10 protein-coding genes and 1 pseudogene are annotated in these 14,840 nt (G+C 40.6%); 2 read left to right on the plus strand and 9 right to left on the minus strand.

The genetic code is table 11. The features are described from left to right. Positions 1-604: transposase (locus ADM90_RS15615; RefSeq protein ID WP_152927999.1), on the plus strand; the 604-nt coding region annotated here is incomplete at its 5' end. A 34-nt stretch (positions 605-638) separates the two neighbouring features. Here ADM90_RS15615 and ptsP read toward each other — a convergent pair. The 9 genes and pseudogenes from ptsP to ADM90_RS15660 all read right to left on the minus strand — a co-directional run. Beyond that, positions 639-2,093 (minus strand): phosphoenolpyruvate--protein phosphotransferase, encoded by a 1,455-nt coding sequence (gene ptsP, locus ADM90_RS15620; protein WP_235473606.1) that lies wholly within the window; start codon positions 2,091-2,093, stop codon positions 639-641. Beyond that, the gene (locus ADM90_RS15625; protein ID WP_053995875.1) at positions 2,090-2,356 is read right to left on the minus strand and encodes an HPr family phosphocarrier protein; all 267 of its coding nucleotides are present in this window, start codon (positions 2,354-2,356) and stop codon (positions 2,090-2,092) included. The genes ptsP and ADM90_RS15625 overlap by 4 nt, the downstream gene beginning before the upstream one ends. After that, positions 2,353-3,057: a glucosamine-6-phosphate deaminase gene (locus ADM90_RS15630; RefSeq protein WP_053995876.1), complete on the minus strand. Its 705-nt coding sequence runs from the start codon at positions 3,055-3,057 to the stop codon at positions 2,353-2,355. The genes ADM90_RS15625 and ADM90_RS15630 overlap by 4 nt, the downstream gene beginning before the upstream one ends. Before the next feature lie 13 nt (positions 3,058-3,070). Further along, entirely contained in the window at positions 3,071-3,781 is a 711-nt protein-coding gene (locus ADM90_RS15635; RefSeq protein ID WP_053995877.1) for a sugar isomerase domain-containing protein, read from the minus strand. A 14-nt stretch (positions 3,782-3,795) separates the two neighbouring features. Further along, positions 3,796-5,001, minus strand: coding sequence for an N-acetylglucosamine-6-phosphate deacetylase (gene nagA / locus ADM90_RS15640; RefSeq protein WP_235473608.1), 1,206 nt, complete (start codon positions 4,999-5,001; stop codon positions 3,796-3,798). 42 nt (positions 5,002-5,043) lie between these two features. Beyond that, positions 5,044-6,990 (minus strand): N-acetylglucosamine-specific PTS transporter subunit IIBC, encoded by a 1,947-nt coding sequence (gene nagE, locus ADM90_RS15645; RefSeq protein ID WP_053995878.1) that lies wholly within the window; start codon positions 6,988-6,990, stop codon positions 5,044-5,046. Between the two features lie 237 nt (positions 6,991-7,227). Beyond that, complete coding sequence (locus ADM90_RS15650; protein ID WP_053995879.1) at positions 7,228-8,913, minus strand: methyl-accepting chemotaxis protein; 1,686 nt, start codon at positions 8,911-8,913, stop codon at positions 7,228-7,230. A 923-nt stretch (positions 8,914-9,836) separates the two neighbouring features. Further along, positions 9,837-10,775 (minus strand): ABC transporter permease, encoded by a 939-nt coding sequence (locus ADM90_RS15655; RefSeq protein WP_053995880.1) that lies wholly within the window; start codon positions 10,773-10,775, stop codon positions 9,837-9,839. Further along, positions 10,753-11,556: pseudogene (locus ADM90_RS15660) on the minus strand (ABC transporter ATP-binding protein); the annotation flags it as partial. The pseudogene ADM90_RS15660 and the gene ADM90_RS15655, both read right to left, overlap by 23 nt. Positions 11,557-12,006: 450 nt before the next feature. Here ADM90_RS15660 and ADM90_RS23915 point away from each other — a divergent pair. Continuing rightward, positions 12,007-14,733 (plus strand): InlB B-repeat-containing protein, encoded by a 2,727-nt coding sequence (locus ADM90_RS23915; protein ID WP_083448579.1) that lies wholly within the window; start codon positions 12,007-12,009, stop codon positions 14,731-14,733. Positions 14,734-14,840 lie beyond the last annotated feature (107 nt).

Here is a 14,840-nt window from a genome sequence, read left to right on the forward strand (position 1 = left end):
CGGCAATCTGAGTGATAGTAAAGCGGCGATTCCGTTACTAAAAAAGATGAACCATATCATGCCTAACCATTTCACAACGGCTATTTTCGATGCAGGTTATGACTATGAAGCAATTTACCGCCAGATTTCAATACAAGAGATGAAAGCTGTGATTCCATATGTGAAAAGACGTGAGGGCGAAATGATCGGTTTTGATGAACATTTCCGTCCAACCTGTGTGCGTGAACATAGCTACTGTTACGACAGCTTTGATGAAAAGTATCAAACGCTTAAGTTCACACGTCCAAAAGATTGCGCAACCTGTCCATTACGTGATGACTCGCTCTGTCAAAAGGTGTTTAAAATCAAGTGTGAAACCGATATCCGCAAATACACGTTTCCAGCACGTGGCTCCGAGCTATGGAAGAAACTTTACAAGGAACGCACAGCTGTCGAACGAGTAAATGCTTATTTAAAGCAATTTTTTCAGTTAAACAACGTCCGTCACAAAACCGGTAGAAAAGCTAAACTGCACTTCAACCTTGTGACGTTTATTTATAATGCCTGCAAATTAGCAGTCGATCGGATGAATGTACGTTTACAGCTACAAAACAACGCAGCTTAAATTTTAAAAAACAAAAATCAGACACAGGAGCAGTCTAAGCTCTTGAAAAAATCGATTTATGAAATTGATTCAAATAGAAAACTTTTTCATTCATCCGATCTGCCGCCATTGTATATTGAATTAAATCATTTGTGCCGATGGAGAAGAAATCCACTTCTTTGGCAAAAATATCTGCCATTACGGCTGTCGAGGGAATTTCCACCATCATCCCGACCTCTATGGAAGAGCCTACTGCAATACCTCCAGCTATCAGCTTTTCCTTTTCCTCAAGCAAAATGGCTTTAGCCGCACGGAATTCTTGAATGGTCGCTATCATAGGGAACATAATTTTTAAGTTTCCATAGACAGATGCTCGCAGTAGTGCTCGCAATTGTGTGCGGAATAACTCCTGCTGGTCAAGACATAGACGAATGGCACGGTGACCAAGGAATGGATTCATTTCTTCTTGCAAAGGTAAATATGGCAGGTGCTTGTCGCCACCAATATCGAGTGTTCGAATAACAACTGGCTTGCCCTTCATTCCTTCCAAGACTGTTTTATACGCTGTAAATTGTTCTTCCTCAGAGGGTAAATTTTCTCTGCCCATATATAAAAACTCTGTTCGATATAAGCCAATTCCCTCTGCTCCATGACGCAATACACCATCCAAATCACTTGGCGATCCAATATTAGCCGCTAACTCAACATGCACACCGTCCTTAGAAACGGTTTGCTCATTCACTAAAGTAGACCATTCCGCCTGCTGTGCACGATAATTTTGTGCCTTTTCCTGATAGTCTGCAATCACATCGGCACTTGGATTCACTAGGACTTGACCCGTCAAACCGTCAACAATTATAGTATCGCCATCCTGAATTGTTGTCGTAGCAACCCCTGCCCCTACGACTGCTGGGATTTCTAAGCTACGAGCCATGATAGCTGAATGGGATGTACGTCCACCAATATCGGTAATAAAACCGAGGACATAGTTGCGATCCAATTGGGCTGTCTCTGAAGGTGTCAAATCATTCGCTATGATAATTACCTGTTCGTTAATAGTGCTTGGATTTGGAATATGTACACCGAGTAAATGTGCTAATATGCGATTTGTCACATCTTTAATATCTGATGCACGGGCACTCATGTATTCGTCATCCATACCTTCAAATAAAGCCACAAACATAGAGGACACTTCATACAATGCATACTCCGCATTCACCGCTTCGTCTGCAATTTTTTGATTGATGGGTCCAATTAATTCGGGATCATTGACCACTAATAAATGAGCCTCAAAAATCGCGGCTTCTTCCGCACTAAATTTTTCTAATGTTTGCTGTCGAATAACAACCAGTTCTTGCGCTGCTTTGGCAAGAGCGGCTACTAAACGTTGCTGTTCCGCCCCGATATCATGAACAGTTGTTTTAGAGAATGTTAAATCTGGTTGGACAAAACGATATGCTTTCGCAATGGCAATGCCGTCAGAAGCGGCAATACCAGTAAGCTGTGTCATTGTGCTAGCCCCATTTCTGTAATTAGTGCTGTTAATGCTGCAAATGCTTGCTCTTCATCACTACCTTCTACATAAAGGGTAAATTGTGAGCCTGGCTTAAGTGCTAGCCCCATAACACCTAAAATAGATTTTAAGTTAGCCGCTTTTTCTGCTGTACGCACCTCAATTTCCGAAGTAAACGGTGTTGCTTTTGCCACAAGCTGGCTCGCTGGTCGTGCATGAATACCTAAAGGATCGACTACTGTAAATTGTTGTGTTTTCATAATTTATTCTCCTCTTCTTGTAAGTCTGTTAAAACCATTACATTTGGATGTTTCGATAAAGCAGTTGCAGGTACGTCTTCTGTATAATCAGATGCCAGTAAACGCTCTAACACCTCACACTTAGCTTCTCCCACTGCGAGTAACAAAATGCATTTTGCCCGCATAATCGATTGAATACCCATCGTGTATGCCTGTGTTGGCACTTCGTCAATGGATGAAAAGAAACGCGCGTTAGCTTGACGAGTAGATTCTTCGAGTGTTACAAGATGTGTTAAAGAAGCAAATGACGTACCAGGCTCATTGAACCCGATATGACCATTTTGACCGATACCAAGTAATTGGAAGTCTAATGGATATTGTTGCAATAAACCTTCATAGCGAGCTGTTTCCACTAGAGGATCTACAGCTAATCCATCTGGTAAATACGATGCTAGAAATGGCTTTTGGTTCAATAAATGCTTGTTCATATAATAGGCGTAGCTTTGCTTATGAGTTGCCTCAAGCCCAACATACTCATCCAAATTAAAGCTCATACAATGTGAAAAATCAATATCTGTTTTACAGATTTTAGCATATAGTGGTTCCATTGTTCCACCAGTAGCTAGCCCAAATGTGATTGCACCATTATTTTTTGCTTCCATTATAATAGCTACTGCACGCGTATATAACTCCTCTTTTGAGGAAAACCTTTCGATTCTCACGCTATCTCCCCCTCTAAAAATGAATGCGGCGTCCATATTGCTCAATCAATGCATCATTATCGGTCTTGCCCACATTACTGCTGCCAAACACTGGTAAACTTGCACCTTGTTTATGCATAAGCTTAATAATTTCGGCAAATAATGCCTGTAATATTGTCGCTCCCAGTACAGTAGAAACAGGTGCATATTGCAATTGATCGATCGTTAAAACACCATCCCCTATTGGCACATGTGTATTTAAAACTGCATCAACGATATGCTCTAAACGCTTACCTGATGGATGGCATGATGGCTGATGTTGGTATGCCAATGATTGTAGTGATACGGTCAAAGCACCTGCTTCTTTTGCATATACCGCCATATCAATTGGCACAGGATTGCTGGCTGATGTGGAAATAATGATACACACATCTTGTGCATCAAACTGTAGCTCCTTCTTATAGGCAGCTAAAAAAGCTGGTGTCTTTTCATTTTGCGAGGACTGCCGTGCCCCTTGATGTAGCATTAATGCCTCAATGTATATTGGTTTCACAGGCACTAAGCCACCTGCTCGGTAATAACCTTCCTGTGCCAATAACATGGAATGCCCTGAGCCAAATAGTTGAATAATACCTCCATGTGCTAGACGCTTCATAATTTGTTGGGCTATATCGGTAATTTGCTCGCTTTCCTGTTGGGCAATCATCGTGATATAGTGAGTTACTTGCTGGAAATAAGTAGTCATTATCAGTCACCTTTTCATTTTAAGCTATACATAATCTGTCCAGCCTTAATAGTATGCTGCAATAGAAGCTGCTGATCCATAATTACTGCATCCGCATCATAGTCCTGTACAAGCTGTCCTTTTGTCCTTAATTTTAATTGCTGAGCTGCATTAAAGCTGGACATTTTCACAAGCTCCTCCAATGTACAATGAGTCACTTGTTGCATATTGCGTACAGCCTGATCCATTTTCAAAATACTTCCAGCTAGTGCGCCATTAGATAAATGAGCTCCTGCTTCTGTCACATGCACCATTTGCCCCCCTAAATCATAGTCACCATATGGCATTCCCTTCGCACGCATTGCATCGGTAATTAAAATAAGGCCATCTGCTCCCTTTAAACGATAAGCCATCTCCACTGCTCCTGGATGGGCATGAATAAAGTCGACAATCAACTCAGCCTTTATAGCATCCAATAGCAAAACGCCTCCAACTACACCGGGGTCTCGATGATGAAATGGACGCATTTGATTGTATAAATGGGTTCCCTGTGTTGCACCTAGTCGAACGGCTTCCTTCATCTGCTCAAATGTGGCATCTGCATGACCAATCGACACAATAACATCGCTTGCTGCAATGCTTTGCACCGCTTTAAAGCCATTTGGTTCTTCAGGTGCTAGTGTAATTTGCTTAATTTTATGGCCACTTAGTGCTTGCCATTTCGTAAACATCTCAATATCTGGCTGTACAATATAATCGAGAGGCTGTGCACCTGCACGCTTTTTGGAGACAAAAGGCCCTTCCACATGAATGCCAAGCAGCTCCGCCTCATCTGGCTGTGATTGAAACTGTGCAATATTGGCAATGGCACGCTCAATCTTCTCATAGCTTTGTGTCATCGTTGTGGCTAAAAAGCTTGTTGTGCCCTCTTTTAATAATGATTTAGCCATCACATGAAGTCCTTCATCGGAAGCATCCATTGCATCCATTTGCGCAGATCCATGAATATGCATATCAATAAAGCCTGGCAATAAAAATTTTTCTGAACCGTCTAGCTCCTCAGTAGCGTGAACCTCAATATATGGGGCAATTTGTGCAATTTTGCCATGCTTCATCCAGACATCCATTTGCTCTTCTCGACCAACTGCATTGACAACTGTAATGTTTCGAATTAATAAACTCAAGAAAAACATCTCCTCTTCTTGAACAAAGGCTGCTGCAAGGTATCCATCCGCAATCATATATTGCCTCTGTATTCCTTAGCAAACAGCCTCACTTTATCATTACTTTTTCACTGAAATAATATTCGTAGAGCCTGCTCGTTGGTAGCCTGATTTTTCCAGCTTTATTTCTTGCCCCATTAAGCCTGTAAAAATAACTGGTGTTATCATTGAAGGTACTTGATCTTGAATACGTGCAATATCCACTTTTAATAGTGCATCACCACGTTTAATTGTTTGACCATCTAAGACAAACATGTCAAAGCCCTCACCATTGAGTTTAACAGTATCTAAACCAACATGAATTAATAGCTCTAAGCCTGTGTCTGACTTTAAACCAATTGCATGCTTTGTTGGGAAAATCATCACAACCTGCCCATCAAATGGTGCATATACGGTACCATCTGCTGGACGAATGCCAAAGCCTGGACCCATGAAGCCTGCTGAAAATGCTTCATCTGGTACTTCCGCTAATGGTACTAAATCACCTGTTATCGGCATTTCAAAATCACGGATGGCTGCTGTTCCATTATCTACTGTTTCTGTTACTCCAGGTTGTTCCTGTGGCAACTGTGCGTAAGCAGGCGCTGGATTGCCCTTTCTTAGACGTTCCTTCATTGCCTCTGCTAAAAATTCAACAGATGTACCAATAATTACTTGAACATTTGTTTTACTAATACGCATCACCCCACGCGCACCAGTTTGCTTTAATGTTTTGTCATCGACCTTATTAGCATCCTGTACAGTCATTCGCAAACGCGTCGTACAGTAATCAATTTGCTTAATATTGTCCTGTCCACCTAATGCTTCAATTGTATAATAGGCACGTACATCAACATCATCAGATATAGCAGTATCTACTTCTATGTCTTCCTCATCATCGTCTTCACGCCCAGGTGTTTTTAAGTCTAATTTTTTAATTAAGAAATAGAACACCACAAAGTAAATTGCACCAAAGCCTAACCCTAATGGAATTAATAATAATGGTTTATCGGCTAGACCAAAGTTTAATAAATAGTCAATTAAGCCTGCTGAGAAGCCAAAACCATCGCGGAATCCAACAATATAAGCAAGTGCAAGTGAAATTCCTGTTAATACTGCATGAATACCATAAAGAACTGGCGATAAGAACATAAATGAAAACTCAATTGGCTCTGTTACCCCTGTTAAAAAAGCTGTTAACGCAATCGAAACAAACATTCCTCCAACGATTGGACGCTTTTCCTTTTTGGCTGCAAAATACATCGCAAGACAGGCTGCTGGTAAACCAAACATCATAATTGGGAAAAAACCTGCTTGGAAATGACCTGCTGATGGGTCGCCAGCTAAGAAGCGATGAATATCACCTTTGACAATATCACCCGCAGCATTTGTAAATTCACCAAAATCAAACCAAATAACGGTATTGATTACATGATGTAAACCAACTGGAATTAACAGACGGTTGAAGAAGCCATACATCCCAACGCCAAGTGAACCTGCGCCAATCATCCAGTTGCCGACAGCATCGATGCCACCTTGAATTGGACCCCAAACAATCGCTAAAATACTCCCCAAAATCGCCATGGTAATCGATGTTATAATCGGTACAAAGCGTCGTCCACCAAAGAATGATAACCATTCTGGAAATTTCACATTATAAAATTTGTTATACAATAAGCCCGCGGTAATACCCGCAATAATACCACCAAATACCCCCATGTTTAATGTTTCATTAACTGCCTTTAAAACAGCTATTAAAACAAGGTGAGCAATGGCCCCTGCTAATGCTGCACCACCACCACTATCATGTGCAAAACCCATAGCAATACCAATAGCAAAAATAATTGGTAAGTTCCCTAGAATAGCATCTCCAGATGCGGCCATAATACTAGCAATGTACTGTATGACTTCATTTGGTATTGCCCCAAGCATATCGTCAGAGCCTAACCGTAATAGTAAAGCCGCTGCTGGTAATGTAGCGATTGGAAACATTAGTGATTTACCAATTTTCTGTAAGAAAGAAAACATATTTTATCCCCCTTTATTTTTGGTATAGTTGTCTATACCACTCTGTTTAAAAAAAAGCGTTTTCACTAAGTTGCTTTTATTATAGGCGCAATTCAAAAAAAAATAAATACTTTTTTTATAAAAGTGACAATATTTCATCGTTTTACCCCTAAATTTCTGCTTGAAAGTGCTATCAATATCAGGTTATACCCTTATAAAATGAAGCTACCTCGTGATGTGAGATAGCTTCATTTTCTTTTATACTTTAAACTTCCTTACCTCTTCCTGTAATTCTTGGGCGTTTTCACTTAGAGCTGTCGCCACATTTGTCACTTCATTCATCGTTGCAGACTGCTCCTCCATTGCGGCTGCCACCGTATCAATATTGCTTGTGATATTTTTCGCGCCTGTGGCAATCTCTGTGACAGAGGCTGACACTTGCTCCGCACTGGCTGAAAGCTCCTCAGCCGTTGCCGATACCTCTTGAATTTGATGGGTCATTTCACCAACTGCTCCCACAATTGTTGCAAAGGACTCGCCAGCCTTGGTGATCACCACTACCCCATCCTGTACAGACGCCAGTGAATTGGTCATAGCACGTTCGACATTTTCCGTATCCTGCTGAATTTCTGTTGTAAGCATTGTAATACTATTTGCAGATGCCTTGGATTCCTCTGCCAGCTTACGCACCTCATCTGCCACAACGGCAAAGCCTTTCCCATGCTCCCCTGCACGGGCTGCTTCAATCGCTGCATTTAACGCTAACAAGTTGGTTTGCTCAGTTATATCCGTAATCACCTTCGTAATATGACCGATTTCCTCCGTTTGCTTTGCCAGCTTTTGCACCAGCTCATTGACGGTAGAGGTTGACTCATTAATCGTATCCATTTGCTTTTTGGCATCCGCAATAATTTCTGTACCATTTGTTGCTGTCTCACTCGCATAAAGGGAAGAGGTGTGAAGCTGCTGGGAAGCCTCGGCAATACGCTGAATGCCGTGTGCAGTTTCCTCCATTGCAACCGCACTTTCATTTGCTGCACCGGACGCTAGTTGTGAGCTTTCTGCCGTTTCTGTTGCCTGCCTTGTCACATCCTCGGTTGTCGCTGTCATTTCCTCGGCACTTGCAGAAAGCTCCTCAGCAGATGCACTCAATTGCTCCGCATTTGATTGGATATGTACAATTAAACCACGTAAATTATTTTTCATATTATTAAAAATAGCTGCCAGCTTGCCTAATTCATCCTTAGATGTAATCATTACATCTTCTTGTGATAAATCCCCATCACCAATTACTGCTGCACTCCCCATAAGACGTTGTAATGGATTTGTAATCGCACGACGCACATAGAACATTAGCCCTACAGCAATGGCTATACTTATCGCTAAAATAATACCAGAAACTGTACGAGCAGATGTCTGTAAAGAGGATAAAGAGGTCTTAATTTCATTGACCTGTGCTAACTGGTACTGTTCCATCTCTTCTGTAATCGTAAATGTATCTAAATTAATCTGCTGGATAGCTGTATTCAATATCGTTGTAGCCTGTACAGTATCACCTTCTTCAACAGCTGCTATGACTTTAGGCATTTCGACACTAAATTGTTCATTAGAGGTATTTAATTTCTCATGTAATTCCTTCATTTTTATAGATTTTGAAGATTCTCCTAACCTAGCAATTGACTCCGTTAGCTCCTTAGCTGTTGTAAGAAGCTTTTCTTTATTCTCAGTTGATGGACTTAAAATAAGCGAACGAACATACAGTCCTTGCTCAGTCACTTCTTGACGAATCCCTTTGATACTGAGCAGTTGTTCTATACGCCTTTCAATTGCCTCATCCGTTTGGTTCTCAATTCTATCTAAATTAATAAAATTACTACCTATAGCAATTGCTAATAACAAAATAAATGTAATAAAAGTTACATTCAATTTTTTTCCTACATTCACTATAAACCCTCCTTACTTTAAAATCCTTCAATAATAATGATTCTATAATGCTAAATTTTATGGGACCCCTTATAACAAGTAGTCTATTTCTATCTTATTAAATTATCAACTCCCACTCATTATTTACCATTATAATAAGTTGCTCATTCACTAATATATGTAATATGCACCTATTGAATTGATAGCTCTTTCAACAATAAAAGAGGAGCTATTTATAATTTTTCAAACACTACAATTATTAACTGCATCTTTGAATTTGTAGCTATGATTATGTTGATTTGCTATATTCCTTCAACTGGCTTATGCGATGTGACACGCCTCAAATCAATTACGCCCTAATACCATAGCGTCCGGATTTTTTCGAGTTCCCCAGGGGAAAACTGTCACAATCACTAGGGCTTTTATCTTGATTTAGCAGGCGCTTGGACACCCGCTTAACCCAAGTAACAACTTGCATTCATCCTGTCAGCTGCTGAAGTAAGCTAACCATTCTCGATAAGCACATCTTTCAATTTAAGTTAATTTTATTTAAAATATTCTTAATATTATACCATATATTGTCTAAATCATATACTTTTTCACTTAGCTATCTCTTGAATCTTTTTTCTACACAATCATAAACTAAAAGGCTGTCCGAAATGGTAGCACCCTTCCAGACAACCCTCTCTCCTATATAAGTGTTTACTAAAAATTTTGTATATCTGACGTTATACTTTCACAACAATTAACCTTTGCTCCTGTGGTCATCGCCTTAAATGTACTCTGTGCAACTACACAACAAAATATCATCATCCCCATTGAGACTTAGCTATAATTCATTTGTCCATTATGAAAGCCAAATCATTTTTAAATTTACACATGATAGTTTGATTTTTTATTGGCTGAGATCCTTTTATCCTAGCCCCGTATTGACTTTCTTCTGCTTACGCCGTGACATCCCGTTTTATGAAGGTTGTATAGCTAATCACAAGGAAAAGTATTGCGTAAATTGTGAGAATCGTTAATGAAAATGGCATCGTGATTCCTTCAACCATAAAATCTCCTTGCAGATACTGTGTTAAATCTGAATGTGTAAGCCAAATATATTTTACAATATCATATCTGCTCAGGAACATCACAATCATGCCGCCTGTAAAAGATAAAAACATAGTTAACCCAATGGCTAATGAGCTTGAGCGGAACACAGAGCCAACTAAAAAGGCAAATAATGTCGACATGACAAAATCTCCGCCAGACAATACATAATAGTAGGCTAAGTCTTCCCATACTGCCTTTTCAACAATTTGACCATCGACAATTTCTAATTCTACGCCTGTGCCTATGCCAAATAATAGTAAGCCAACAAACGCACTAACAACAATATTTACAGTTACTAAAAATAGACCAAACAAGAAGGTCGTTAGCAATTTTGATGTTAACACTTTCATCCGAGATATTGGGCGCGTTAGTAACATTTTGATCGTACCAGTTGAAAATTCACTCGACACAATACTAGCAGCAACAATAACTGTAAAAAGTGTGACAAGTGTTAACAGATTACTTGCGAAGGACATAAAGCTTACAAGACTTGTCTCCCTTTGACTTGGCACATCATTGGCTAAACGATATTCTGAAATAGCCGTTTGCTCTTCAAAGTAGACGCTATCTTCCTCCGTTAATTCCCCGCTAGCCAGCATCTCTTTATTCGCTTGAATGGTTTGCTGCTCTACTTCCTGCCAAGAGCCTTCATCTGCCGACTTTCCATCGTAATATTTCATAATGGCACCTGGAACGACAATCACACAAATCAGCATAGCCACCATTGCCCATGTACCTTTTTTATGCCATAACTTCATCCACTCATTTTGAATTAGCTTCAGCAATTTGTCCGCCTCCAGTCATTTCTAAGAATTGATCCTCTAATGTTTTTTGATATGGCTGTATCGCAAATAATTGTAGATTTGCTTGGACGAATTGACCAATAAAAGCGGGCACATCCTCTTTACTCATTTCCACTACATAGCCCTGCTGCTCTGCCATAAAGTTATAGTTATGCTGCGCCAAATAAGCCGCCACCTGCTCTTTGGGCTGTGCCTCCACATAGTAAAATGACGCACTTTCATTACGAATTTCACGAATATCAATCAGCTTCCCATTTTGAATAACCGCTACTCGATCACACATTAACTCAATTTCAGACAATAAGTGACTAGAAACAAAGACGGAAACACCATCCTCTGTGGCAATCTTACGAAGGTATGTACGGAATTCACGAATACCCGCAGGATCTAAGCCATTTGTCGGTTCATCTAAAATTAAAAATTTTGGCCGATGTAGCAATGCCTGTGCCAATCCAAGTCGTTGACGCATACCAAGTGAATAGGTGGATACCTTTTCATAGATACGATTTTCTAGCCCCACCTGCCTAACAACCTCTTGAATACGTTCTTTCGTTATATTTTTATGCATACGCGCAAAATGCAGTAAATTTTTATAGCCTGACATAAATTTATACATTTCTGGATTTTCAACAACCACGCCTACTTTGCTAATCGCTTCCTCATACTGCTCCTGTAGTGACAGCCCATCGATAATGACCGTGCCCTCTGTTGGATGCATTAGCCCTGTCATCATACGAATCGTTGTTGTTTTACCAGCACCATTAGCCGCATGTGCATATAGACAACCCTTTGAAACCCTTGATACACAAGGCTTTATAAAAATCTAAAGACAATTAAACACATCTATAATCACACCTAAAACGTCATTTGAACGGTATTTTACCGACAGATGGCGTTTTTAAGTGGTCTATTTATTTTCTTTGCCCAAACAAAATGAATAGGCGTAGATTGTTCTGAGAAATCATGAATTTGAAGCACAAATAATAGAATGGGTGACTGACTATTTCGTTTTGCCTGACACAGAGATAACGAACTTTCCGTTTTTCCTTTTTAATAACTACCCTATTATTTTATTTTGAGAACAGTCTTGTATGTATTGAGCTAAGATAATCACCCTTTTTTAGATTAATTTTTATTGTTTAACCTAATTTTAACCTTCGCTCTGTATACTTTATCCACGTGACAACAAAATCAATCGAAAGGAGCCACACACATGCAGCGAAAAACAAAGCCAACCCCCGTTCTGCTAGCGATAGTTGTCTTGTTCATGCAAACGCTATTTGGGAGTCTACCAGCAATGGCGATAGATGAGAATAATGCAATAAGCTCTATCGTCACACAAATGCCAACGACTTCCGCAGATAGTGCAGCCATCACACAACAGACAACGACAGCGGATAGTGCGGTGATTTATGTGAAACAAGGCACAAGTGGCAATGGCACAAGCTGGACAAATGCCTTTGGCGATTTACAATCAGCACTTGAAGAAGCATCCACTAAATTAACAGCTGTAGAAATTTGGCTAGCGCAAGGGACGTATACACCAACGAAAGAAGTTGGCGCAACAGGTGCTCGCTATGCTACCTTCCAAATGCAAAATAATGTCGCGATTTACGGAGGATTTAATGGCACAGAAACCACTGTTACAGAACGAGATTGGAAGAATCATAAAACGATTTTAAGTGGGGATATTGATAATACCCCAACGGATAATACAGGAAATGCTTATCATGTCTTTTGTCATCCAGATGGCTTGAATTTAAATGCTACAGCGATTTTAGATGGTGTGACCATTACAGGAGGAAATGCTAATTCTAGTGTAGGTGGTGGCATGTTCAATGCTAAGAGTAGCCCCACTCTAACAAATGTGACGTTTGATAGCAATACTGCATTTTCTGGAGGCGGCATGTACAATAATGTTAGTAGTAGCCCCACTCTAACAAATGTGACGTTTGATAGCAATACTGCAAGTTCTGAAGGAGGAGGCATGTTCAATAAAAATAGTAGCCCCGCTCTAACAAATGTGACGTTTGATAGTAATACTGCACATTATGGTGGTGGCATGTACAATGATAGTAGTAGACCCCCTCTCACGAATGTGACGTTTGATAGTAATACTGCACGTTTTGGTGGCAGCATGTACAATTATGATAGTAGCCCCTCTCTCACGAATGTGACGTTTGATAGCAATACCGCATCATCTCATGGAGGGGGCATGTACAATAGTGTTAGTAGTAGCCCCATCCTAACAAATGTCACAATGAGTGGCAATAAAGGCACAAACGCTATATATGGTGGCAGTGCAAACAGTAAAATTCAAAATAGTATTATCGTAGGTAATGATGGCAACTCAGTACTTACTTACTATAGTGGTACGATTGAAAATAGCTTATTGGATGTAAAGGAAGGTGGGAAAGTTCTAGCTAAGTTCCATCAGTCAATAGCAGATATACAACCAGACACGTATACACCAGAAGCTATCTTTATTGACCCAAGTCAGCGAAATTACCAATTACGAGCAGGGTCGCCAGCGATTAATAAAGGAAACGATGCGCTCAATACACAATCGACTGACCTTTTAGGCAATCCACGTAGGCAAGGTAGTTTCATAGATTTAGGGGCATATGAGTCAGAGTTTGCGTACCATGTGATGTACGAAAGAAATGGCGCAATAGGTGATACACCCGTGGATAACATGACTTATAAACAAGGCGGTACTGTAACCGTACAAAATCGTGGCAACTTAGCAAGAACAGGTTTTACATTTACAGGCTGGAATACACAAGCAGATGGTCAAGGACAGGACTATGCTGAAAATGCCTCTTTCACAATGCGCGCACACAATCAGACATTCTATGCCCAGTGGGCAGCGAACACCTACCCTGTAACCTTTGAATCAAATGGTGGGAGTACCATCACAGCGCAACAAGTACCATACAATACACAGGCAAGTGAACCCACGCCCCCAAGCAAACAAGGGCATACATTTGTTGGGTGGTATAAGGATGCCGCATTGACACAGGCATGGCATTTTACGACAGATGTTGTGACAGAAGCTATCACGTTGTATGCGAAGTGGACAGCGAACCCACCCGCAACAGGTGGAGGCAGTCAGCCATCACCGCCACCTGTGTCGACTGATAATGACTACTCGCCACCGAGAAAAGTGACCATCACCTTGCAGACAAATGGAGGAACAATTTTAAAACCAATTGAAATCACCTATAACACAAAAATAAGTCATGTACCTAGCCCAACAAGAGCAGGCTATCGCTTTGACGGTTGGTATCAAGATGAAGCACTCACAAAGCCGTTGACAGAGGAAACGGTTGTGCGAGAAAGTACGCTTTATGCGAAATGGACGGCATTACCTGTGGAAGAGCCGCAGCAGCCAGAAGAACCACAACCCTCCAAGCCCATCGTGACATTTCGTGATGTAGAAAGACATTGGGCAAAAGAAATGATTGAGGAATTAACAGCACTCGGCATTATCCAAGGCTATGAGGACGGGTCTTTCCGTCCAAACGCACCGATTAGCCGTATGCATGTGGCAGTGTTATTGACGAGAGCCTTTTCACTCGAAACCGTAAGAACCGCTGAGGATTTCTCAGATGTACCAAAGAACCATCCTTATTATGAGGCAATTGCCATATTACAACAAGCAGGCATTGTAGATGGCTCAAATGGTGCGTTTCATCCAACCGAAAATATGACAAGAGCACAATTAGCGAAAGTCCTTGTGGGCGTACTAGGGCTAACACCACAAGGCACAAGTTCATTTAAAGATGTAGATAGCCAACATTGGAGTGCAGGCTATATTGCGGTGTTAGAGCGTGAAGGTATTGCATTAGGCGATAATGGCAATTTCCGCCTAAATGAACCTGTTACAAGAGCGCAGTTTGTTGCTTTTTTATATCGGATTATGCAAATGGAAAGATAATTATTTTATTAAAAAACCTGAACTATTATCGTCACATGTTCAAGTGATGTGATGGTATAAATAGGTAAATCAGCAAGAACAGCACATTGTGGTCAGCGAAGCGAACA

The sequence above is a fragment of the Lysinibacillus macroides genome (assembly GCF_001281525.1).
GTDB classification, from domain to species: Bacteria; Bacillota; Bacilli; order Bacillales_A; family Planococcaceae; genus Lysinibacillus; species Lysinibacillus macroides.